A 19,055-nucleotide genomic window follows, 5' to 3' on the forward strand; every position below is an offset into this window, starting at 1 on the left:
GGGCCGGCGGCCGGACCGGGGTGGCCCCGGCGGGCTCATCCGGAGGGCGTCCGGCCGTCCCAGGCGGTGTAGAAGCTCTCCGGGTTGACGAGGTACCGGACGGTGGGCCGGGGCAGGTGGCGGACCTCGTGGCGGCGGGCGAAGCGGCGTACGAGCTCCCAGTCCTCGCGGGGCAGCACCTCGGGAGTGCGCCGCAGCCGGCTGAAGTACAGGGACCGGCTGCGGCGGGCCACGAAGGCGTTGGTGTCGAGGAAGGCCTCACGGGCGGCGCGCCGGCGGTCGAAGGGGACCGACAGCACGTCCCGCTCCGCTCCGCCCGGCAGCACCCGGCGCAAGGCGGTGTACACCCCGTCCGGCCCGCCGGGCGCCTCCAGTACGGCCAGCGCCTGCTCCAGGTGGTCGGGCTCCCACAGGTTGTCGTCGTCCAGGAAGGCCACGTACCGGGACCGGGTCAACCGGATCCCCACGTTGCGCACGACTCCGGCCGTGCCCGTGTTGCGGGCCAGTGAGACCGCGAACAGCCGGGGATCGCAAGGCAGTTCGGCCAGGCCCGCGCCGTCGTCGACGACGATCACCACCTGGTCCGCCACGCTCTGCGCCAGGGCCGAGGCGACCGCCGCGCGCAGCGCCTCCGGGCGCCGGTGGGTGGCGATCACCGTGGCCACGAGGGCGGTCGGCGGCCGGCCCAGGAGAGCGGCGAGCCGCCTGGTCTCGGCGTCCTCGAAACGGCGCAGCCGTACGGCGGAGGGCGCGAGCAGCACCTTGTTCCTGGCCTCGAAGAGCACCAGCCAGCCGAAGGCCCGCTTGAGCAGCTCCCAGGGGGCCCGGGCGATACGGCGCATCATGTCCTCTCGGTCGTCGGGTCGAACCAGTCAGGGGGCGGGTTCGGGGACCACGGGCCGGCCGTCGCTCATCCGGTTCCCGCGCCACACGTTCCCGGCGCCCTGCGCGTTCCAGGCGGCGACCGGGCCGTAGGCCCCGGAGGCGGGGTGGTACTGGGTGGAGAACACGTTGTCCGTGACCTGGATGCCCGTGGCTCCCGGGCCGCCGCCGTAGAGGGCGTACGCCCCGCCGGCCAGCCAGTTGCCGTCGACGACCACCGAGGAGACCGCCCCGGTGTCGGCGAAGAGCCCGAGGGCGGCGGAAGCCCCCCGGTCCACCGCGACGGGGTTGAGCAGGGTGTTGTGGCGGACGGTCAGCCGGCCCTTGTTGCCCCCACCGCTGATGACGGCGTCGGTGTGCTGCCATTCGCCGCCCTGGTTGCGGAAGGCGGCGAGGTCGTGGACGTAGTTGTCGTGCAGATCGCCCTGGCCCATGGACAGGGCGTTGCCGAAGACGGAGACGTCGCACCAGCCGACCTCGATCGAACTGCCGCCCATGTTGGAGACGGCGTAGTCGACGCCCCCGTTGTCGGGTCCCTTGCCCGGAACGGCGGTGATCGTGGTGTGCAGGACCCGCAGGCCGCTGAAGCCGGGGCGCAGGTTGATCCCCCACCAGTTGGCCGAGGTGATCCTGCTGTCGATGACGGTGACGTCGTTGGCGTAGACGTCCAGGGAACCGCGGATGTCCCAGCCCCTGATGACCGTGCCGTCGGTCCTGACGGACATGTTCCCGGTGTCGTGCCGCTCCAGCGCGGTCCGCGGGCCCGTGGAGTGCGCGTCGGGGAACCCGCAGGCACCGGGCGAGGTGCAGGCGGCGGTGGTCGGTGCGCCGGTCGCGGGCGGGGGAGTGGGGGAGGGCGGCGCGGAGGTGGCGGAGGGGCTCGGCGTCCCCGTGCCGGGCGGGCCCGCGGACGGGGAGGCGGAAGCGGGGGCGCTGCCCGGGCAGGCCGGGGCGCTGTCCGGGCACGGCACGGCCGGGTGCTCGCTCACGCCGGTCCGCTCCGCCCGGTACAGGACCAGTACGACGGCCAGCAGGAGTCCGGCCACCAGCCAGGCCCCGATCCGCTTCCGGTCGCGCGCCACGGGCCGCTACCCCCCGGCCGGCGCGGCCGGGCCCGCGGGCGCGGAGCCGCGCAGGAAGCCGACGGCGGGCAGGACGCACAGGACGTACGCCACTGTGCCCGCGGCCCCGGTCGCCAGGAGCGCGAGGAGGCCGTCGCCGAGGAGACGCTCCAGGCCGAGGACCACCGCGGCCATCACGGCGCCGCCGAGGAACGGCCGGGCACAGGCCCGCGCCACGGTGCCCAGGCCGATGCCGCCCCGGTGCAGGGCGGTCAGGAAGACCGGCACCACGACGGCCCCCGCCACGAGGACATGCCCCTGCGCCACGCCCACGATCCCGTCGGCGCGGGCGCCGACCACCAGGGCGGGGACCAGGACCACGAGCCACAGGGCCTGGACCCCGATCAGGGAGCGGCGCCGGCCGATGGCCACCAGGCAGTCGTAGGCGAGTTCGCAGCCGATCCGGACCAGGCCGAGCGCCATCAGCCAGGGCAGCGCGGCCGCCGCGGGCAGCCAGCGCTCGCCGTAGACCAGCTCGACGACCGGTGCGCTGAGGGCGGCCAGCAGGACGCAGAGCGGGACGGTGCCCGCCATCAGGACGCCCAGCGCGCGGCCGAACCCGGTGGCCAGCGCCTGCGGCGCATCGGCCAGCCGGGAGAATCCGGCGAAGGACACGCGGCGGGCCGCCTCGGAGACGACCCGTACGGGCCAGCCGGAGATGTTGAAGGCCAGCACGTAGAAGCCCAGGGCCAGTTGGTCGAGGGCGGAGCCCACCACCATCGTGTCCACGTTGACGACGCCGAGGGCGAGCATGCTGGCCCCGGCGAGCGGGAGTCCGAAGCGGAGCAGGGCCCGTGCCTGGGCCCGGTCCCAGCCGAACCGCAGGGTGCCGGGCGCGGCGAGGCAGCATCCGAGGAGGGCGGCCGCGTTCCCGGCGACGGAACCCCAGGCGAAGCTGATCGCTCCCTGGCCCTGGACGGCCAGCAGCAGGGTCACCGCGGTGCTGAGCAGGAAGTTGACGGCGTCGACGGCCATGCGCCGGCCCTGCGCGAACTCCCGGGTGAGGAAGCCGGCGGGTACCTGGGAGAGGCCGTCGAGGACCACGCACACGCACATCACCCGCAGCACACCGGAGGCCTCGGGCGAGCCGAGCACCCGGGCCACCGCGGGCGCCGCCGCGAACAGCACCGCGTACAGCAGGCAGCTGGAGGCGGCGCTCAGCGTGAGGACGGTCGGGGCGAAGCGGCGCGGGTCCCCCTCCCAGCGCACGATCGCCAGCGAGACGCCGAGCTCGTTCGCGGAGAGCAGGACCAGCAGGACCGTCTGGGCGACCCCGTACACGCCCCAGGCCTCCGGGCCGAGGAAGAAGCGGGCGAGGACGATGCCGGTGGCGAAGTTGCCGAGGCGCATGACCACGGTGTTGACCAGGCTCCACCGCGCGGCGGAGCCGACCTTGCGGCCCAGGGAAGGCGCCGGGACCGGGGCCGCCCGGGCGCCCGTTGCGGGGCCCGTCACGGCGATCCGGCGGAGTGGTACGCGGCGGACGGCCGGCCCGCACCCGGGTCGCCCGCCCCGGGGTCCCCGTCGCCGGGCGGGTCCTCGGCTGGAACGGCCCCGGCCGGCCGGTGCCTGCCCGCCCCCGCCGGCCGGCGGCGCCGGGCCTCCACGAAGAAGGTGGCCACCAGGCTCAGGACGAAGCCCAGCGCCCCCGCCATCACGAGGTACTGGATCCGGGTCTTGGTCTGAGCCTGCGGCTTCTGCGGCGCGACGATCGTCGCCATACGGATCATGGCCTCCGGGGTCACCGACTGCTGGGTCTGGAACTCCTGCAGGCGCTTCTCCGCGTACGCGGTGAAGATCTGGTCCGACTTCAGGACGGCGGCCGGGTCGGTTCCGGTGACGCTCAGCCACATGAAGGGCCCCTGCGCGTTGTCGGCGATCTTCGCCTCGTACGCGCCGGTGACCCCCTGGGCCTTCAGCGCGGCCCGGGAGTCGTCGGAGTTGAGGTTGCGCGCCAGCCCGTCGGCCATTCCGGTCAGCGAGGCCTGCGTGCTCAGGAAGGGGTTCCCGTCGAAGGCCACCGTGGCCTTCTGCGAGTTCAGGAGCGTCACCGTGCTCTGGGACCGGTACTCCACCGGCACGAGCACGTAGACCCCTGCGGTGAGCGCGGCCGTGAGCAGCAGTCCGGGCAGCAGCACGTACCAGCGCCTGCGCATGACCCGCCAGATCTCCGCGAGATCCATGGTCTTCCCCCTCGCGGCGGCGCCGTGTCCCCACGCGCCGCCGCCCTCTCATGGTGGTGGTTACGGTCGGTGCGGTGCCGCGGCCGTCCCGCCCGGGGCGAGGGCGGTGGGTCGCGGCCGGGTCCGCGCGGTCCCGCCCTCCAGCAGGACCCGGGCGATGCGTTCGCTCGCGCGGCCGTCCCAGAGCGCGGGGCAGCGGGGCGCGGGCGGATGGTCGAGCACGCGGTCCACGGTGGCCGTGATGCGGTCCGGGTCGGTGCCCGCCAGGACGTTGGTGCCCTCCTCGACGGTGATGGGGCGCTCGGTGTTGTCCCGCAGGGTCACGCAGGGCACACCGAGGGCGGTGGTCTCCTCCTGGACGCCCCCGGAGTCGGTGAGCACCAGGCGCGCGGAGTCCTGGAGGGCGATGAAGTCCAGGTACCCCGCGGCCGGAACCAGCCGGATGCCGCCGGGGACCCCGAGCGCGGTCAGCCGTTCCGCGGCCCGCGGGTGCACCGGCAGCAGCAGCGGGCACCGTCCGGCGACCTCGCCCAAGGCCTTCAGCAGCCCGCGCAGGGCCCCGGGGTCGTCCACGTTCGCCGGCCGGTGCAGGGTGACCAGGCCGTACCCGCCCCGGGTGAGCCCGTACCGCTCCAGGACGTCGGAGGCCCTGGCCCGGTCCAGGTTGGCGAGGAGGGTGTCGATCATGACGTTGCCGACGACGTGGATCTGGTCCTCCCGGTACCCCTCCGACCGCAGGTTCGCGGCCGCGTCGGGTGACGGGGCCATCAGGTAGTCGCTGACGCGGTCGGTGGCGACCCGGTTGACCTCCTCCGGCATGCTCCAGTCCCGGCTGCGCAGACCGGCCTCGACGTGGGCCAGCAGCGGGCCGGCCTTCGCGGTGACCAGGGCGCAGGCCAGGGTGGAGTTGATGTCGCCGACGACCACGACCGCGTCCGGAGCCAGTTCGTCGAGCAGCGGCTCGAAGGCCGCCATCACCCGTCCGGTCTGCTGGGCGTGGCTGCCGGAGCCGGCGCCCAGGTACCGGTCGGGGGACCGGATGCCGAGGTCGCGGAAGAACACGTCGTTCATGGACTCGTCGTAGTGCTGGCCGGTGTGGACGAGGACCACTTCGGCACCCTGGCGCTCCAGTGCGTCCATCACCGGCTTGATCTTCATGTAGTTGGGCCGTGCTCCGGCCACGCAGACGATCCTGGCCATGGCCTCAGAGCACCTCCACCCTGGGCCCCGACAGCCGGTTGCGGCAGTCGAGCACGAGGGAGGCGTGCTCGGTGACCAGGGCGTAGTCGAAGGAGTCGTGGTCGGTGAGCAGGACGACCACGTCGGCGGCGGCCAGCTCCTTGCGGGTCGGCTCGACCCGCGCGAGACGGGCGTCGACCTTGATGCTCTCCACCACGTGGGGGTCGGCCGCGCGCACCTTGGCCCCCATGTCGAGGAGCAGCTGCGAGATGCGGACCGCCGGCGACTCCCGGGCGTCGCCGGTGTTCTTCTTGTACGCCAGCCCCAGGAGCAGGATCCGGGAGCCGTTGACGGAGCGGCGCCTCCCGTTGAGCGCGTCGATGACGCGGCGCGTGACGTACTCGGGCATGTGGCTGTTGATGTCGTTGGCCAGCTCGACGAAGCGGAAGCTCTGGCCGAGCTCGCGCTGCACCCGCCAGGACAGGTACGAGGGGTCGATCGGCAGGCAGTGGCCGCCGACCCCCGGCCCCGGCGTGAACTTCATGAAGCCGAACGGTTTGCTGGACGCCGCCTCGATGGACTGCCACACGTCGATGTCGAGGTGGCGGGCGAACATGGCGATCTCGTTGACCAGGGCGATGTTCACGTGCCGGAAGGTGTTCTCCAGCAGCTTGGCCAGCTCGGCCTCCTTGGGCGAGCGCACCGGCACCGTCTTGTCGACGAGCTCTCCGTAGAACGCCTCCACGGCCTTGAGGGAGGCCGCGTCCACACCGGAGACGACCTTCGGGGTCTGCTGGAAGCCCCAGACGGTGTTGCCGGGGTCGATCCGCTCGGGGCTGTAGCCGAGGTGGAAGTCGGCCCCGGCGGTCAGGCCGGAGCCGTCCTCCAGGATCGGGGCGAACAGTTCCTCGGTGGTGCCCGGATAGGTGGTGGACTCCAGGACGACGGTCGCGCCCGGCCGCAGGAAGCGGGCCAGGGTGTGCGCGGACTCCTCGATGTAGCGCAGGTCGGGAGCACCGTCCTGTAAGGGGGTGGGGACCGTGACGACCGCGACGTCGAATCCGCCGCAGTCCCGGGCCAGTTCGCTGGGCCGGTACGTGCCGCGCTCCAGCGCCCGGTTCAGCCGTTCGGCGGAGACGTCCTCCACGTACGACTCGCCGGCGGCGAGGCTCTTGACCCGCTGCGCGTCCACGTCGTACCCGATCACCTGGTGGCCCACCTCGGCGGCCCTGATGGCCAGCGGCAGGCCCACGTATCCCTGTCCCACGACGACGACGCGCATCAGTGACTCCTGTTCGCGGAACCGGTGGACGGCGACGGCGGCTTCGTGGGGCGCACGAGCTCGCGGGCCGTCATGAGGAGGAAGGCTGCATTGGTGGTGAGGTAGCGCTTGCCGAGGCGGCGCGGTTCCTGGAGGGCCCGGTAGAACCATTCGAGCCCCATGCGCTGCCACAGCAGCGGGGCCCGCTTGGTGATACCGGCCAGGATGTCGAAGGAGCCGCCCACGCCGTGGACCACGTTCGCGCCGGTGCTCCTGCCGTGGCCGGCGGTGAAGATCTCCTTCTTGGGCGAGGTCATGCCGAGGAAGAGCAGCCGGGCGCCGCTGTCCGCCACGGCCCCGGCGACCGCCGGCTGCTCGGAGTCGTCGAAGTAGCCGTTGCGGCTGCCGGACACCCGCAGCGCAGGGAACTGCGCGGCGATCCGGCGGAGCATCAGCTCCAGTACGTCCTGCCGGGCGCCGAGCAGGTAGACGGGCACGTCGGCGCGCTCGGCGGCGGCCAGAAGCCGCATGAACAGGTCGATTCCGGCGACCCGTTCGGGCAGCCGGACGCCGAGGACGCGGCCGGCCCACACCACCGCCTGGCCGTCGGCCAGGACGAGGTCGCAGCCGGCGACCGCCGCGGCGAGGCGGGGGTCGCGCCGCATGTTGACCAGCTTGGCGGCGTTGACCATGCCGATCTCGATCTGCTCCCCGCGCCGTACCGCGTCGAGGCAGCGCTGGACGGTCTCGTCCATGGTCAGGGCGTCGAGGGTGATGCCGAAGAGGGACGGGCGGGATGGTCGTCGGGTCATCTCTCCAACCCCCCGAGCCCCCCGAGCCAGGCGTGGAGGAACCAGCCGAACTCGTACGGCCGGCATTCGCGGTCCACCGCGAGGGGGCGGAAGAGCCGGTCGAGCGGGGCCAGCCGGATCCCCGGGGCCACCCGGGTGCCGAGCCCGCGAGCGGCGCGGACGGCCTTGGCGGGGTCTCCGCGGTAGACCTTGCGCCAGGTCACGCCGTAGTCCTCGCGGATCATCGGCTCGCGCGGGCTGCCGTCGGGTCCGCTGATCTCGGGCACCTCCGTCATCCAGCGCAGGCCCCGGCGGACGGCGGCGCCGAAGTCGGTGCCGCCCGCTTCGGCCAGGTCGAACAGGGCGGTCGGGGCCATCGCGTGCTGGTGCACGCTGTAGACGGGGTAGCCCTCCACCACGCGGCCCGTGCGGGCGTCGTAGTGCCACCACCACTGTCCGCCGTCCCCCTGGAGGGCGCAGATCCGGGCGGCGCAGGCGTCGGCGGCCGCGAGGGCCTCCGGGTCGGCGCCTCCGGCGTGCAGCCGCGCCAGCGCCTGGAGCGGGTAGGTCTGGTCGGCGAAGCAGGCCACGTGGAAGCGGTAGCCCGGGACCAGCCCCGGCCCGGTGGCGTGCGGGAACAGCGGGCTGCCGCCGGTCCGCGCCGCCAGCAGACGGTCGCGGGCCGCCGCCAGGCGGTACTCCACGTCCACGGCGCTCCGGGCGGCGGCGAGGGCGGAGAGCACCCAGGCCGCTTCGACCGTGTACTGGGGACGGTCCGGGACGTCCAGGGCGGCCACCCGCGCCACGGCGTCGGCCAGTTTGGGGTGGCCGGTCTCGGCGGCGGCCCAGGCGATCAGCGCCGCGTCGCCGAGGTTGGTCACCGCGGGCAGCCGCTCCACCAGCAGTCCCGTGAACTCCTCGGCGGTGCGCCCGCCGAAGACGGCCCGCTGCCGGTCCTCCGGCAGGAAACGCGCCCCCAGTGCGGTGATGGCCGCGTACCGGGTGCTGGTCCCGCGCCGTTCCACCCGGCGGGTGCCGTCCCGGGCGACCGTTCCCACCCGCGTGAACACGAAGGTCTCGGCGCCCGGGAGGTACATCTCGGGAAGCCCCGCCTCGGCCAGCGCGAGCAGCCGCTCGGCGAGCGCGTGCAGCGAGGGGTCCTCGTGGACCAGTCCTTCTAATCGTGCGGCGTTCACCGGGTCCCCACCCCGGCCTCCGCTGTGCTGTGCGCACCCCGTATGTCCGAGCCGTACCGCTCCAACACACCTACCCCCTCTGATCGCTCCTGGGAGGGGACTGCGCATGACGACGCACGTGCCGGCGGTGTGATCCCCCCGATGGCACGAACCGTCCGGGACCGCCCACTGGAACCCCCCAGCGATGCCCCGGACCGGAGTACGCGCGGACTGCGGCGTCGGGCAGGCGCGGTCGCGCGCCGGCCCTCACCTCGTCCGTGATGCCCTCGTCTTGTACAACCCCCCACTGAACAAGGCCTGTTGCCTGCTCAGCACCCGTGTACAGGGACAAGGTATGCCCAAGGGTGTTCGCTGATTGTGGTTTTGAGGAAATGCCGGTGACCCAAATGGTCGACGTCCCGTCAGGTCCGCTCGACCAGGGCGGCGTCCCTCTCCTCGTACAGCTCACCCGTGCGCGGGCACTCCCACACGCCCGGTTCGCCCCCGCGTTCCACCAGGCGCACCCCGGCCCGGCCCACCCAGCCGATCCGGCGCGCCGGCACCCCGGCCACCAGTGCGAAGTCCGGCACGTCCCGGGAGACGACCGCCCCGGCCGCCACCAGCGCCCACCGCCCGACGCGCACCCCGGCCACGCACACCGACCGCGCCCCGAGCGAGGCTCCCTCGGCGACGACGACTCCGGCCGCCTCCCAGTCGCCGCCGCGCTTCTGCCGGCCGTCGGGGTCGACCGCCCGCGGGTAGAAGTCGTTGGTGAGCACCGCGGCCGGGCCGATGAACACCCCGTCGCCGAGGACGGCGGGTTCGTAGACCAGCGCGTAGTTCTGCAGTTTCACGTGGTCCCCGATCCGCACCCCGGGCCCGACGTACGCGCCGCGCCCGACGATGCAGCCGCGGCCGAGCCGCGCCTCCTCCCGTATCTGCGCCAGATCCCAGACGGTCGTCCCGTCCCCGAGTTCGGCGCTCTCGTCGACCTGGGAGGAGGGTTGGATGCGGACACTCACCGGGCGGTCCCCTTACGGTTCGCGAGGTATGCGGATGCGCGGCGTACGCCTGTACGGACGCCCGGACGGAGCATATGTGCCGCACGCTCGGCCCACCCGGGGGATCAACGGACCGGTTGAGATCGCGATATGACGGACCGTCAGTTCTTATTCGGCGGGCGGGACAGGAACGCGGCGATCCGCTGCCCCCACGTGCGGACGTCGGCCCGCGAGCGGGACACGTGCAGTTGTGCGGACGGCAGGGCCGCGGCCAGCGCCTGCGCCGTCGACAGGGGGTGCCCCGGGTCACCGGTCCAGGCCAGGACCAGGGCCGGCCGGTGCAGCCCGGCGAGCGTGGCCGGCGGAGGCAGATCGGACAAGGCCAGGCCGCGCAGTACGGAGGGCAGCACCCGCTCGGCGGGTGTGGGCGGGAAGGCGGGCACATCGGCCACGACGGCCGGCGGCGGCCCTTCGTCCCTGGTGGCCGACCAGGCGCGGGCTCCGGCGCGCTCGATCGTCTCGGCGGAAGCCCGGTTGGCCCGGGCGTGGGCCGCCCGGGTGGTCCAGGCGGTGGGCGGGATCAGCAGGACCAGCCGGGAGAACCGGTGGGGTGCCCGGACCGCGGCGTGCAGGACGGTGGCGCATCCCATCGAGGAGCCCATGCCGTCGGCGGGCCCGGGGGTGTCGAGGTGGTCGAGCAGGGCCAGGAGGTCGTCCGCGAGGCCGGCGTAGGTGTAATGGGCGTCCACGGGCTCCCCGGTGGACCGGCCGTGGCCGCGCGCGTCGTAGCGGACCAGGCGCCGTCCCGCGGCGAGGACCGGCTCCCAGCCGAAGAGGCCCATCCGGTCCTCGACCGCCTGGCTGACGAAACCGCCGTGGGCGTAGACGGCCAGGGGACCGGTGCCGATGTCGTCGTAGACGAGTTCGGCCCCGCGGTGCCGCAGTCGTCCCTCTGCCATCGTGCGCGCCCTTCCGCCCGGCCGGCGTCCGGCGGGGCAGCCGCCGGCCCCGGTGTCCCCAGCGTACGCCGCCGCTCCCACCCGCTCGCGGAGCGGACATGCGGTCTGTGGCGGGCGCCGGCCGGCTGCCGCCCCGGCGCCCGCGCCCGCTCCTTCCGGGCCGGCGCGCGGGCCGCCGCCTACGCGGGTGTAGGTGGCTCCGTAGGTGACGTCGAAGGAGCTGGTGGGCCACCCTGCTCTGGGCGAACCGGTCCGTCGGTGTCGACGGGACCCACCGGGCCATCAGCGCCAGCGGCTGCGGCAGGACGTACCTCTACACGTACGACTCCGCCGTCAACGAACTGGGCGTCAGGAGCAGCAGCACCCTGTGCAACGGGGTCGCGCCGATCACCTTCACCGTTCGTGCGAGGGGTACAGCCGACCCTGACGGGCGCGCAACGCGGGCGGGGGCGCTCCGCCATTAACCGCCGCCGATCTGTTCCTTAAGCCTGCCTCAAGACCCCGGGGGTCAGCCCCGAACCGCACGTTTGTCCGTTTACCGGTCGCTAGCGTGCTGCTCACCCCTCATCCCCCTCGCAGAGGCAGGTCCTCATGGCCGGAAACTCCCATCGCCGTACGACCAGTGGCAAGGCGAAGGCCGCCGCGGCCCTGGCCGTCGCGGCCGTCGTCGGCGGCACCGCCCTCGCGCTGACCGGTACCGCACAGGCGGCATCGGTCGGCGCTGCCTTCACCAAGGCCAGCAGCTGGACCACCGGCTACACCGGGCAGTACGTCATCACCAACCGGGGCGGGACGGCGCTCAAGGACTGGACCCTTGAGTTCGACCTGCCCGCCGGCACCACCCTCTCCTCCCTCTGGAACGGCGAGCAGACCGTCAAGGGACAGCACGTGACGGTCAGGCCGCCGCGCTGGGACTCGGCCGGACTCGCGCCCGGCGCCTCCGTCACCGTCGGCTTCGTCACCGCCGCGAGCGGGGGCGCGGGCGACCCGACGGGCTGCCTCATCAACAAGGAGAAGTGCTCCGTGGGCAGCGGTCCCGCGCCCCGGCCCAGTGGCAGGCCGACCACGGCCCCCACCGCCGCGCCGACGCCGAAGCCCTCGACCGCGCCGACGTCCGAGCCGGCCCCCACCCCCACCGCCACGGCCACCTCGCAGCCGGTCCCGACCCGTCCGCCGGGCGGCGGCACCACCGCGTCCGCCGGGTTCGCCCCGTACGTGGACACCTCGCTCTACCCCGCGTACGACCTGCTGGACACCGTCGCCCAGACCGGCGTCAAGGAGTTCAACCTGGCCTTCATCACATCCGGCGGCAGCTGTGAGCCGCTCTGGGGCGGCGTCACGGCCCTCGGCGCCGACCGGGTCGCCTCGCAGGTCACCGCCCTGCGGGCCAAGGGCGGTGACGTCAGGGTGTCGTTCGGCGGCGCGGCCGGCTCGGAGCTGGGCCTCGTGTGCAGCTCCGCCAACGCCCTTGCCGCCGCGTACGGCAAGGTGGTGGACACGTACGGGCTGACCAAGGTGGACTTCGACATCGAAGGTGCCGCCCTGCCCGACACCGCGGCGAACACCCGCCGCGCGCAGGCGATCGCGCAACTCCAGAAGTCCCACCCGGGGCTCGACGTCTCGTTCACGCTCCCGGTCATGCCCGAGGGCCTCACCCAGCCCGGCGTCGACCTGCTGTCCAACGCCCGGCAGAACGGGGTGGCGGTCAACGCCGTCAACATCATGGCGATGGACTACGGCCCCGCCTACAGCGGTGACATGGGCGGATACGCCATCCAGGCGGCCACCGCGACGCAGGCCCAGATCAAGGGCGTGCTCGGCCTCTCCGACGCGGCTGCCTGGAAGGCGGTGGCCGTGACCCCGATGATCGGCGTCAACGACGTGAGCAGCGAGGTCTTCCGGGTGGAGGACGCCACGCAGCTCGCGGACTTCGCCCGCACGAAGGGGATCGGCCGGCTCGCGATGTGGTCCGGCGCCCGCGACAAGCAGTGCCCGGGCGGCCCGAAGAACACCGCCGACGCGACCTGCTCGTCCGTGGCGCAGGAACCGCTGGCCTTCACCAAGGCTTTCGCGGCCCGCCGCTAGGAGCCGACTGTCGCCCGCAGGCGCCGGGGCCTCGTGATCGGGGTCCCGGCCCTCCCGCGTAGCCTTCACGGGACCGGGCTTGCCGGCTCAGACGGCCGCGGAGAGCAGCGGAACGAGCGTCGAGGCCTCGACCTGGCGCCGGTAGGCACGGCGACGGCCGCGGTGGACGCTCCTGCGCGCCAGACACAGCGCTCCCGCCTCGGCGGAGCAGTCGGGGCAGGGGACACCGAAGGCACCGTGCCGGTAGAGGCGCAGGGTCTCGTAGACCCCGTCGAGTGCCGAGTCGATGATCTTCATGTCGCTCATGCCCGGCAGCATAGAAGAGGGGTCTGACACGGCAGGGCGCCTCGGGCGGCGCAGGCGGAAGGCCTGCCTCCCGGGTCTATCCTCCGCCCGCGCCGGCCCAGTGCACGCGCCCGGTGTGGATCAGACGCAGCTGGCGGCGGGCGGTGGCGGTGACCGCGGCCCAGGCCTGGTCCTCCAGCGCCGCGGCCAGATAGGCCGACGCCGTCATCACCATGTGGTCCACGTACAGCCGGGCCAGCATCAGCAGGTCGCTGCGGCTCCAGCCCTCCCCGAGCGGATCGGAGCCGAGGCTCTCGGCCACCTCCTCGGCGAAGAGGTCGAGCTGGCCGGCCACCGCTTCGCGCACCCTGCGCACTCCGCCGTGCCGCTCCCTGACGATGAAGCGGATGTGTGCGGGGTAGCTGCGCACCAGGTCGGCGATCAACTCCACCGCGGCGTCGATCCGTTGCCCCGCATCACCCGAGGTGGCGAGCGTCGAGCGGACGGTGCTGTGCAGGTTCTGCAGAGCCTCGTCGACGAGGGCGATGCCGAGTTCCTCGACGTCCCGGAAATGCCGGTAGAAGGCGGACGGGGTCACCCCTGCGGCCCGCGTCACCTCCCGCAGGCCGAGGCTGCTCAGGCTCTGCTCCGCCAGCAGGCCCAGCGCTCCGTCCAACAAGGCGCGGTGCGTTCTGTGGCGTTGGGCCTGGCGGACCCCGGTGATCTGGCTCATGTCCAAAAGTTAACCCCCCGGACGCCCGAGCCCGCATGCCAGGATTTAGACTGGGTAGTCAGTGAACAACTGTTTCCTATTTTGGGAGGAAGCACATGCTCTTCCTCGTGGCAGCCCTCATGCTCATGGGCATCGTCCTGGGGGCGGTGGCCCACGTACCGGTCCCCGTCACCCTGCTCGCCACCGCCGCGATCGCCTGCTGGCTGCTGGTGTTCGCGCTCAGGGAGCGATCCGGACGGCATTCCCGGCGCCTCCACCGGGGGGAGGGGTCCTCGTGACGACCCGCAGCGCCGCTCTCCGGCGCACCGACACCCGTGACGCCGACGGCATGGCCGTCGTCTCGTTCGTACTCGGCCTGGTGGGCCTGCTCGCGATGAACCTGGTCCTCGGGCCGGCCGCGATCACCTTCGCCGTCCTGGCCCTGCGCCGCGGCACCCGTCGCCCCGCCCGCGCCCGCCTCGGCCTCGCGCTCGGCGTCGCCGACCTGGTCGTCCTGGCCTGCCTGGTCAGCGCGGACCACACCTGGTCGTGGAGCGTGGGCTGAGGCCCCGCGGCGCCGCGTCACCAGACGAGCTTGTACGTCACGTCCGTGGGTCCGCCCGGGTACGGTGCGGTGTCGGTGTAGAAGAGCCGGATCGCGGTGAAACGCCGCAGGTCCGGATGGCCGGGCCAGGGCTCCGGGCGGCTCAGCGTCACCTTCACCGGGTAGGCGTGGAAGCGGCCGGCCGCGCAGTACGGACGGCAGTCGTTGACCATGTCGGTGCCGGTGGCCGTCGCGCTCCCCGGCCCCCAGGACTCCCAGCGCAGTCGCACCAGGCGGTTGTTGCCGTCGCCGCAGGCGAGCAGGTACTCCCGGGGGCGCACCTGCGCCTGGGAGGAGCAGTCGACGACCACGACCGGGTCCGAGGGATCCGGCGCCGCGGCCGCGGAGGCCCGGTGCTGCGCGGACGCCGGTACGGCACCCGCGGCGAGGGCCGCCGCCGCGCACAGCAGGGCGGCCGTCCTGGGCCTGGTACGGGGCGTGCGGGCAGACCCGCCGTCTCCTGAAGCGTCCACGAGACCTCCTCGTACGTCCTCGCGTAGCCGGCTGGGGCCTTCCCCAGCTTCCCCCATCCGGCCCAGACCTGCACCCGCAGCCCGCCCGGCAACCGCGGGCCCCGGGGCGCCGCCGTGAAGCCGTCGGTGCTTCACCGCGGCGCAGGAAAGAGTCAGCCGGGTGGTTTCCGTGGGGACGGTGGGGAAGACGACGTACGTGGAGGGAGGCGTGATGCTCGGTGTCCGACATCGGGGAGCGATCGCTCTGAGCTGTGAAGAGGCGCGGGACATCACCCGGGGCGTCCTCGGGGCGCACGGCGTGGTGGACCGGCTGCTGGACGACGTCCTCACGGTGGTCACGGAGCTGGTGTCCAACGCCCGCCGCCATGCGGGCGGCGTGGTCGGCTTCGGCGTCCGGTGCACCCGGGACGCGGTGGTGGTCGAGGTCGCCGACGGGTCCCGGAACCGGCCCGTGGCTCCCGGTACGCCCGTGGATCTGCCGGGAGGCTTCGGCTGGCTGCTCGTGAACCGCCTCGCCCAGCGTACGGAGGTCCGCCTCCGCGGCGACGGCAAGACGATCACGGCTCTGCTGCCCCGGCCCCACGTCCTGAGCCCCTGAGCTCCTGAAGCCCTGAGCTCCTGAGCCCTGAGCTCCTGAGCCCTGAGCTCCTGAGCTGTGGCCCTGAGCGCCTGAACACCGCAGGCGCTGACTCCCCACTGCCACCGGATGCGGGGCCCGACGGATGCCGGGCCCCGATCCTGGTACCGCGGCGAAGCGGTGTCCCGGTCAGCCGTCGATGCGGTGCTGGGTCCAGAACGCGGTCAGGTCCGTGGTCGTGACGGCCTGGGCGGCCGCCTTGAACTCGGAGGTCGTCGAGACGCCGTACCAGTGCGACGCGGCGTAGTCCTTCAGCAGCTTGGCCATCACGCCGTCACCGAGGACGCGCCGCAGGTCGTGCAGGGCGCACTTGCCGTAGCCGTAGACGACGGTGGAGTAGCGGGACGAGTGGGCGTCCCAGTAGGCCATCGAGTTGGTGATCTTCTCCGCCGACGAGGACCACGACACCCCGGACCAGCAGTTGGTCCCGGTCTTGTTCAGCGCCAGGTCGGTGGCGTAGTCGGTGAAGGCCTCGTCGAGCCAGGGGCTGGTGTACTCGTCGTCGCCGACGATGCCGTACCACCACTGGTGACCGATCTCGTGGGTGAGCGCCGTGGTGCTGACCAGGTCGAGGACGAACCCGGGGTATTCCATGCCGCCGAACCAGTAGTTGTTGTCGATCACTGCGTCCAGTTCGCCGTACGGGTACGCGCCGAACCGGGCCGCGTGGGCGTCCACCGCGGACTTGGCGGTGGTGAGCATCGACTGGGAGTCCGAGGAGCTGATGCCCGAGACGGAGTAGATGTTGATCGGTGTCCCGGCGGCCGAGGTGCCGGAGATCTTGCTGAACGGGCCGGCCGCCCAGGCGAAGTCACGGACCTTGGTGGCGGTGGCGGTGGTGACCGTACGGCCGCTGGAGCCGGGGGTGTCGACGGACGCGCCGGTGGCGGGCACGAGCAGGGTGTCCGGGTGTTCCAGGCTCACCCGGAAGTCGGAGGCCAGGGAGTAGAAGGACTCGCCGTTGTTGGTGTACGGGTCCAGGTGCCAGCCCGCCGCGTCCCTGACCGCGAGGACGGGAAGGGCGTTGCCCAGCATGCTGAACGCCCCGTCGTAGCCGAACCGGTCGGCGCCGCTGGGTACGGTGATGCCCAGGTCGAAGCCGATCGCGGCGCTCTGCCCCTGCGCCAGTGGCGCCGGCAGCACGACCTTGAGGGCCGTGCAGCCGGCCGAGAGGCCGCCCGAAGTGCCGCCGGTGAGCTTCGTGACGGTGATCGGCATGGCCGAGCAGGTGCCGTGGTAGTTGTCCCACAGCCTCAGGTACACCTCGCTGAGCGCGGTGGAGGAGGCGTTGGTGAAGCTCGCGCTCTCGTGACCGGTCCAGACGGTGCCACTGGTGTTGCTGCTGAGGCTGACGGTGTACGAGGGGGCGGCCGGCGTACGTGTGGAATCGCCGGGCGGAGTGGTGCCGCCGGAGGTGTCGAGGGCGACGTCGTCCACGACGAAGCTCGTCTGGAGGCTGGAGTCCTCGGTTCCGGTGAAGGAGAGGGTCACGGTCTGGCCCGCGAAGGCGGACACGTCGAAGGACTTCTGCACGTACCCGATGTTCTTGTCGAGGTTCGAGTACGTCGCCAGGGTCGTGGAGCCGATCTTCGCCGTCAGCTTGTCGTACTTCGTGGACGAGGTCGTCTCGGCGGTGTCGACGTGCAGCCAGAAGCTGAGCGTGGCGGCGCTGCAGCCGGACGGCAGTGTGACGCTCTGGGAGAGGGTGTCGGTGTGCGTCCTGCCGACACCGTTCAGCCACGCGAAGTAGGTGCCGCCGTGTGCGCTCTGGCCGGCCCGGTTGGTGATCACGCTGGTCGACGACTGGCTCCACGGCGAAGTGCCGCTCTCCAGGCCTCCGTTGGAAACCACCTGGGCCGGGGTGCAGGCGTCGGCCGCCGGTGCCTCGGCCGGGGCGGCGGCAGCGGGGGTGACGGACAGACAGGCGGCGGTCAACGCGGCGAGGGCTAATGCGCTCGCCGCGCGGGCCTTGTGGGGGGTAAGTCTCACGCAAAACTCCTTTGAGACGGCCGGGATGCCGGCCTGCTCGATGACCGCCCTCCGGCTCGGGTGTGCCGGAGGGCGGTCGGGGCAGCGCGTATCGCTTGCGCGACCGCTGTGGTGAGAGTTCTGCCGTGTCCCGGGGACCGGGGTGACGGCTGCCGAAAGCCTGTCAGATTTGACTGGAGCATGCCATCAGGAGCCGGTAAAGGCGTACGCCTTTCGCCGCCGTGGTGACTGCCGGCCCTGAGGGCTGTGCCCCGGGCGTCGAAGTGCGCTACCCGCCCTGCGGGGCGGAGGCCTTGGAGGTCTTGCGCAGCACGCCGATCTTGTCGATGCGGTGCTCGGGGTTGCCCTGGGCGTCGCTCCAGTGGTTGCCCGCGGCGTGATCCTCCGGTGTGGCGCAGGTGGAGATGGTGATCATGGCCTGGGTGGCGGCCTTCCCGGGCGCCCCGGGGACGGCGGCGCGCTGTTCGCTCAGCGAGCGTGCCGAGCGGAAGGACGTGGTGCGCGTGGCGACGATCTCGTACGTGTAGACCACGCCGCCCGCGGTGACGAGGACCGTGTCGCCCTCGTCCGCGGCGGGGAGGTCGTGCAGCGGGCCGCCCGCCGACAGGCGGTGCGCCGTGATCAGGAGATTGCCCACCCGGCCGGGGCCGACGCCGCCCCGTTCGCCGTACGGGCTGGCCGCCACGCCGAGGTCCTGGATGCGGGTGCCCGGGCGGTCGTCGGTCGTGCCCTCGTACGGCATCACGCGCAGCCCCGCTATGCCCGCGGAGGGTATGGACAGCGTGAAGGCCCCGGCCGGAGCCCCGGCGGATGCGGTGGCCGGGGAGCGGTCCTGCGCCGGCGCGGACGCCGCCGGTGCAGCCAGGGCGGTCACGGCGCCGACCGCCAGGGCGGCTGCGGCTCGGAAGGGGAGGGGCAGGGGCATGGGCTTCCCGTATCGGTCGTCCGGGTCGCTCGGCAGGGGATGCCCGGTTCGCCCGGTCAGACTGGCATACGGGGCAAGGAGTCCATAAGGGGCCCTGTCTGTGATTTCTCCCGGCTGCTCCTCGCGCGTGGCGGCCGACGGCGAGTGAGCCGCGTCTCACCGTGGCGGAGCGGCTTGTCTATGCAACGAGTTGCATAGAAAGATCGAGGTATGGCGCTCGAACACGCGATCCTCGTCTCCCTGCTGGAGAAACCGGGTTCCGGTTATGAACTCGCCCGGCGGTTCGACCGGTCCATCGGCTACTTCTGGACCGCCACCCACCAGCAGATCTACCGCGTGCTCAAGCGCATGGAGACCGACGGGCTGCTCGCCGTGCGCGAGGTGCCGCAGCAGGGCCGGCCGGACAAGAGGGAGTACTCCGTCGCCGGCCCCGGCCGCGCCGCCCTCTCCGAGTGGCTGCACCAGCCGATCGAACCCGAGAGCCTCCGCCACGACCTCGCCGTGAAGATCCGCGGGGCGGCCTTCGACGATCCGGCCGCACTCGTCCGCGAGGTCGAGCGGCACCGCCAGGTGCACGGCGACCGGCTGGCCCACTACCTCGCCGGAGAGCTGCGCGATTTCACCGGCCCCGAGGCCCCCGCGCCCCTCGACGCCGGCCAGGAACTCCAGCACGTCGTACTGCGGGGCGGCATCGCGTACGAGCGGATGACGATCGCCTGGCTCGACGACGTGCTCGCCACCGTCCACCGGCTCGGCGCGGACCGCCCGCCCGCCTGAGCCGTCCCGCCCCCAC

The 19,055-nt window shown here is 72.9% G+C and carries 20 protein-coding genes; 5 read left to right on the forward strand and 15 right to left on the reverse strand.

The genetic code is table 11. The features are described from left to right. Positions 1-35 precede the first annotated feature (35 nt). From ABZ128_RS24775 to ABZ128_RS24820, 10 genes are all read right to left on the reverse strand, one after another. A complete protein-coding gene (locus tag ABZ128_RS24775; RefSeq protein ID WP_356850995.1) occupies positions 36-845 on the reverse strand; it encodes a glycosyltransferase family A protein in 810 nt (269 codons plus the stop codon). Between the two features lie 27 nt (positions 846-872). After that, positions 873-1,964, reverse strand: a complete 1,092-nt coding sequence (locus ABZ128_RS24780; RefSeq protein ID WP_356850996.1) for a hypothetical protein — start codon at positions 1,962-1,964, stop codon at positions 873-875. A 6-nt stretch (positions 1,965-1,970) separates the two neighbouring features. Further along, positions 1,971-3,458 (reverse strand): oligosaccharide flippase family protein, encoded by a 1,488-nt coding sequence (locus tag ABZ128_RS24785; protein ID WP_356850997.1) that lies wholly within the window; start codon positions 3,456-3,458, stop codon positions 1,971-1,973. Then, a complete protein-coding gene (locus ABZ128_RS24790; RefSeq protein WP_356850998.1) occupies positions 3,455-4,186 on the reverse strand; it encodes a chain length determinant protein in 732 nt (243 codons plus the stop codon). Before ABZ128_RS24790 ends, ABZ128_RS24785 begins: the two co-directional genes overlap by 4 nt. Positions 4,187-4,246: 60 nt before the next feature. Continuing rightward, positions 4,247-5,386 carry a UDP-N-acetylglucosamine 2-epimerase (non-hydrolyzing) gene (gene wecB, locus ABZ128_RS24795; protein WP_356850999.1) on the reverse strand — a complete coding sequence of 380 codons (1,140 nt, stop codon included), beginning with the start codon at positions 5,384-5,386 and terminating at the stop codon, positions 4,247-4,249. A gap of 4 nt (positions 5,387-5,390) precedes the next feature. Next, positions 5,391-6,647 (reverse strand): nucleotide sugar dehydrogenase, encoded by a 1,257-nt coding sequence (locus tag ABZ128_RS24800; protein WP_356851000.1) that lies wholly within the window; start codon positions 6,645-6,647, stop codon positions 5,391-5,393. Continuing rightward, positions 6,647-7,438, reverse strand: a complete 792-nt coding sequence (locus ABZ128_RS24805) for a WecB/TagA/CpsF family glycosyltransferase (protein WP_356851001.1) — start codon at positions 7,436-7,438, stop codon at positions 6,647-6,649. Before ABZ128_RS24805 ends, ABZ128_RS24800 begins: the two co-directional genes overlap by 1 nt. Further along, the gene (locus tag ABZ128_RS24810) at positions 7,435-8,613 is read right to left on the reverse strand and encodes a hypothetical protein (protein ID WP_356851002.1); all 1,179 of its coding nucleotides are present in this window, start codon (positions 8,611-8,613) and stop codon (positions 7,435-7,437) included. The genes ABZ128_RS24805 and ABZ128_RS24810 overlap by 4 nt, the downstream gene beginning before the upstream one ends. Positions 8,614-9,014: 401 nt before the next feature. Continuing rightward, on the reverse strand, positions 9,015-9,614 hold the full coding sequence (locus ABZ128_RS24815; RefSeq protein ID WP_356851003.1) for an acyltransferase: 600 nt from the start codon (positions 9,612-9,614) through the stop codon (positions 9,015-9,017). A 140-nt stretch (positions 9,615-9,754) separates the two neighbouring features. Then, positions 9,755-10,552: an alpha/beta hydrolase gene (locus ABZ128_RS24820; RefSeq protein ID WP_356851004.1), complete on the reverse strand. Its 798-nt coding sequence runs from the start codon at positions 10,550-10,552 to the stop codon at positions 9,755-9,757. Positions 10,553-11,143: 591 nt separating this feature from the next. Between ABZ128_RS24820 and ABZ128_RS24825 the strand changes: the two genes are divergently transcribed. After that, complete coding sequence (locus tag ABZ128_RS24825) at positions 11,144-12,637, forward strand: cellulose binding domain-containing protein (RefSeq protein WP_356851005.1); 1,494 nt, start codon at positions 11,144-11,146, stop codon at positions 12,635-12,637. A gap of 87 nt (positions 12,638-12,724) precedes the next feature. On the opposite strand, the gene ABZ128_RS24830 is transcribed toward ABZ128_RS24825, so the two are convergent. Together ABZ128_RS24830 and ABZ128_RS24835 are read right to left on the reverse strand one after the other, a co-directional pair. Then, positions 12,725-12,943: a hypothetical protein gene (locus ABZ128_RS24830; RefSeq protein ID WP_356851006.1), complete on the reverse strand. Its 219-nt coding sequence runs from the start codon at positions 12,941-12,943 to the stop codon at positions 12,725-12,727. Between the two features lie 76 nt (positions 12,944-13,019). Then, positions 13,020-13,655, reverse strand: a complete 636-nt coding sequence (locus ABZ128_RS24835) for a TetR family transcriptional regulator (RefSeq protein ID WP_356851007.1) — start codon at positions 13,653-13,655, stop codon at positions 13,020-13,022. A 95-nt stretch (positions 13,656-13,750) separates the two neighbouring features. Between ABZ128_RS24835 and ABZ128_RS24840 the strand changes: the two genes are divergently transcribed. Together ABZ128_RS24840 and ABZ128_RS24845 are read left to right on the forward strand one after the other, a co-directional pair. Further along, a complete protein-coding gene (locus tag ABZ128_RS24840) occupies positions 13,751-13,933 on the forward strand; it encodes a hypothetical protein (protein WP_356851008.1) in 183 nt (60 codons plus the stop codon). Beyond that, positions 13,930-14,199, forward strand: a complete 270-nt coding sequence (locus ABZ128_RS24845) for a DUF4190 domain-containing protein (RefSeq protein WP_356851009.1) — start codon at positions 13,930-13,932, stop codon at positions 14,197-14,199. The genes ABZ128_RS24840 and ABZ128_RS24845 overlap by 4 nt, the downstream gene beginning before the upstream one ends. A gap of 17 nt (positions 14,200-14,216) precedes the next feature. Here the strand turns inward: ABZ128_RS24845 and ABZ128_RS24850 are convergent, their stop codons facing one another. Continuing rightward, positions 14,217-14,711: a hypothetical protein gene (locus ABZ128_RS24850; RefSeq protein WP_356851010.1), complete on the reverse strand. Its 495-nt coding sequence runs from the start codon at positions 14,709-14,711 to the stop codon at positions 14,217-14,219. A gap of 178 nt (positions 14,712-14,889) precedes the next feature. Between ABZ128_RS24850 and ABZ128_RS24855 the strand changes: the two genes are divergently transcribed. After that, a complete protein-coding gene (locus tag ABZ128_RS24855; RefSeq protein ID WP_356851011.1) occupies positions 14,890-15,309 on the forward strand; it encodes an ATP-binding protein in 420 nt (139 codons plus the stop codon). A gap of 168 nt (positions 15,310-15,477) precedes the next feature. On the opposite strand, the gene ABZ128_RS24860 is transcribed toward ABZ128_RS24855, so the two are convergent. Beyond that, positions 15,478-17,337, reverse strand: a complete 1,860-nt coding sequence (locus ABZ128_RS24860; RefSeq protein WP_356851012.1) for a M1 family aminopeptidase — start codon at positions 17,335-17,337, stop codon at positions 15,478-15,480. 268 nt (positions 17,338-17,605) lie between these two features. Then, entirely contained in the window at positions 17,606-18,262 is a 657-nt protein-coding gene (locus ABZ128_RS24865; protein ID WP_356851013.1) for a sortase, read from the reverse strand. Between the two features lie 210 nt (positions 18,263-18,472). On the opposite strand from ABZ128_RS24865, the gene ABZ128_RS24870 reads away from it, so the two are divergent. Beyond that, complete coding sequence (locus tag ABZ128_RS24870) at positions 18,473-19,039, forward strand: PadR family transcriptional regulator (RefSeq protein ID WP_356851014.1); 567 nt, start codon at positions 18,473-18,475, stop codon at positions 19,037-19,039. The last annotated feature ends 16 nt before the right edge of the window (positions 19,040-19,055 follow it).

Origin of the sequence: Streptomyces sp. NPDC006326, from assembly GCF_040612915.1 — a bacterium.
Taxonomy (GTDB): Bacteria; Actinomycetota; Actinomycetes; order Streptomycetales; family Streptomycetaceae; genus Streptomyces.